Raw genomic sequence first — 2340 nt, forward strand, 5'->3', positions numbered from 1 at the left:
GCTCGACCTCACCGACCGGGCGGCCCGGGCTGTGGTCGATCCGCAGGTCCTCGACGTTGGCGCCGGACGCGGCCGGGGCGGCGGAGACCCGGGCGGGCGGGCCCGGGCGGGCGGGGGGGGGCCCCCGGCCCCCGCTTCTTGGGGGTGGGGCGAGATAGGCTCTGCCCATGGCTCTTCAACTCCTGCCCCAGCTGGCGCCGCTGTCCGAAGCCGCCGGCGAGGCGTCGCACATCTCGCCGTGGTGGTACGGCGGGTTCGCCCTGTTCGTGCTGCTGGCGCTCCTGGCGCTGACCGTGATCATGGGCAAGGGCCGGCCGCACAGCTGAGCGGCGGATCGAGCTGACGTGAACTCCCCGGAGCGGGTCCGGCGCCTCGGCGTCATGGGCGGAACGTTCGACCCGATCCACCACGGCCACCTGGTGGCCGCCAGCGAGGTGCAGGCGTACTTCGACCTGGACGAGGTGATCTTCGTCCCGACCGGCCAGCCCTGGCAGAAGACCGACCGGGCCGTCTCCCCGCCCGAGGACCGGTACCTGATGACGGTGATCGCGACCGCCTCGAACCCGCGGTTCTCGGTCAGCCGGGTCGACATCGACCGGCCCGGGCCGACGTACACGATCGACACCCTGCGCGACCTGTCGAAGCTCTACCCCGACGCCGAGCTCTTCTTCATCACCGGCGCCGACGCGCTGGCCCAGATCCTGACCTGGCGCGACGTCGACGAGATGTTCAAGCTGGCCCAGTTCGTGGGCTGCACCCGGCCGGGGACCGAGGCGACCGAGCTCCCGCTCGACCGGCTCCCGATGGACCGGATCACCCTGCTCGAGGTGCCCGCGCTGGCCATCTCGTCGACCGAGTGCCGCGCGCGGGTCGCCAAGGGCAACCCGACCTGGTACCTGGTCCCGGACGGCATCGTCCAGTACATCGCCAAGCGCGACCTCTACATCAACCATTAAGGAACCCATGCCAGCCTCCGAACGTGCCGTCGAGCTGCTCACCGCGGCAGCCGAGGCAGCCCACGACAAGAAGGCCGAGAACGTGCTCGCGTTCGACGTCTCCGAGCAGCTCGCGATCACCGACGCGTTCCTGGTCGCCTCGGCCTCCAACGACCGCCAGGTCCGCGCGATCGTCGACGCGATCGAGGACAAACTGCGCGAGGACTTCGACGCCAAGCCGGTCCGCCGCGAAGGCGCCCGCGAAGGCCGCTGGGTGCTCCTGGACTACCTGGAGATCGTCATCCACGTCCAGCACGACGAGGAGCGCAGCTTCTACTCGCTGGAGCGCCTGTGGCGCGACTGCCCGATCATCCCGCTGCCCTCGCCGGTGCCGGGCGCTGCTACGGACTGAGCTTGCTGGTACGGCGGGCGGTTGCCGGCTGTGCGGCGTCGATCTGTGCGGCGGGTGTTTGCTCGTCGTACGGACTGAAGTGGACGGCGTCGCACACGCTGATGGCGGGGGCTCGCCCGTCCAGGACCGAACTGGCGTCGCTCGCCCGTCCCGGACCGAGCTGGCCGCGCCCGCCGCTCGGGATGAAGCTGGACGGCAGCGCGACTATCGTCAGGGACTGATGGCGGGCGGGCGCTCGTCGTACGGACTGTTCATTTGATTCGGGGTCGGCCCGGTCGGCTCCGCGACCTCCGGGAGCACGCGACATGACTGCAGGACGCCTGATCGTCTGGCGCCACGGCCGCACCGAGTGGAACCTCCAGGACAAGGTCCAGGGCCAGGCCGACATCCCCCTCGACGAGGTCGGCGTCGAGCAGGCCCGCGCGGCCGCGGCCCGCCTCGCGTCCCTCGCGCCGACCCGCCTGATCGCCAGCGACCTCCAGCGCGCCGCCTCCACCGCCGCCGAGCTGGCCGCGCTCACCGGCCTCACTGTCGAGTACGACAAGTCGCTCCGCGAGATCGACGTCGACGACTGGGCCGGCCTCACCATGGCCGAGCTCGCCGAGACGAACCCCGAGGCCGCCGCCCGCATCCGCGCCGGCGAGCCCCAACGCCGAGGCACCGCCGGCGAAACGGTAGAAGAGGTAGCAGCCCGCTTCGCCCCCGCCCTCCAGCGCGCCGTAGAGGACGCAGACCCCTCCGACACCGTCGTGGTAGCCACCCACGGCCTGGCAGCCCGAGTGGGCGTCTGCCTCTTCCTAGGCATCCCCCAGGCCCACTGGCCCGCCTTCGGAGGCCTCTCCAACTGCAACTGGATCTCCCTCCTCCCCAGCCGCAACAACAACTGGCGCATCGAGGAATGGAACGCCGGCTCCCTCCCCGCCCCGGTGATGTCGGACGACCCCCAGCAGTAACCACCCACAAGACCGCGCCCCCCAGGGCGCGGTCGAGTAC

General features: G+C 71.3%; 5 protein-coding genes. All 5 read left to right on the forward strand.

What is annotated here, in order from left to right:
- Positions 1-167: 167 nt before the first annotated feature.
- The 5 genes from ACLQ2O_RS40765 (at position 168) to ACLQ2O_RS40785 (ending at position 2300) form a co-directional block, all read left to right on the forward strand.
- Positions 168-326, forward strand: coding sequence for a hypothetical protein (locus ACLQ2O_RS40765; RefSeq protein WP_425843043.1), 159 nt, complete (start codon positions 168-170; stop codon positions 324-326).
- An 18-nt stretch (positions 327-344) separates the two neighbouring features.
- A complete protein-coding gene (gene nadD / locus ACLQ2O_RS40770) occupies positions 345-956 on the forward strand; it encodes a nicotinate-nucleotide adenylyltransferase (RefSeq protein ID WP_425843045.1) in 612 nt (203 codons plus the stop codon).
- Between the two features lie 7 nt (positions 957-963).
- Positions 964-1347: a ribosome silencing factor gene (gene rsfS, locus ACLQ2O_RS40775; RefSeq protein ID WP_425843047.1), complete on the forward strand. Its 384-nt coding sequence runs from the start codon at positions 964-966 to the stop codon at positions 1345-1347.
- A 2-nt stretch (positions 1348-1349) separates the two neighbouring features.
- Positions 1350-1568 (forward strand): hypothetical protein, encoded by a 219-nt coding sequence (locus ACLQ2O_RS40780; protein WP_425843049.1) that lies wholly within the window; start codon positions 1350-1352, stop codon positions 1566-1568.
- Positions 1569-1652: 84 nt separating this feature from the next.
- Positions 1653-2300, forward strand: a complete 648-nt coding sequence (locus ACLQ2O_RS40785) for a histidine phosphatase family protein (protein ID WP_425843051.1) — start codon at positions 1653-1655, stop codon at positions 2298-2300.
- The last annotated feature ends 40 nt before the right edge of the window (positions 2301-2340 follow it).

It is taken from the genome of Kribbella sp. DT2 (assembly GCF_049844575.1).
Classification (GTDB): Bacteria; Actinomycetota; Actinomycetes; order Propionibacteriales; family Kribbellaceae; genus Kribbella.

What these genes read in the sequence shown, in the direction of transcription:
- ACLQ2O_RS40785 (WP_425843051.1), top strand. Translation starts at nt 1,653, where the DNA reads ATGACTGCAGGACGCCTGATCGTCTGGCGCCACGGCCGCACCGAGTGG.
- ACLQ2O_RS40765 (WP_425843043.1), top strand. Translation starts at nt 168, where the DNA reads ATGGCTCTTCAACTCCTGCCCCAGCTGGCGCCGCTGTCCGAAGCCGCC.
- rsfS (WP_425843047.1), top strand. Translation starts at nt 964, where the DNA reads ATGCCAGCCTCCGAACGTGCCGTCGAGCTGCTCACCGCGGCAGCCGAG.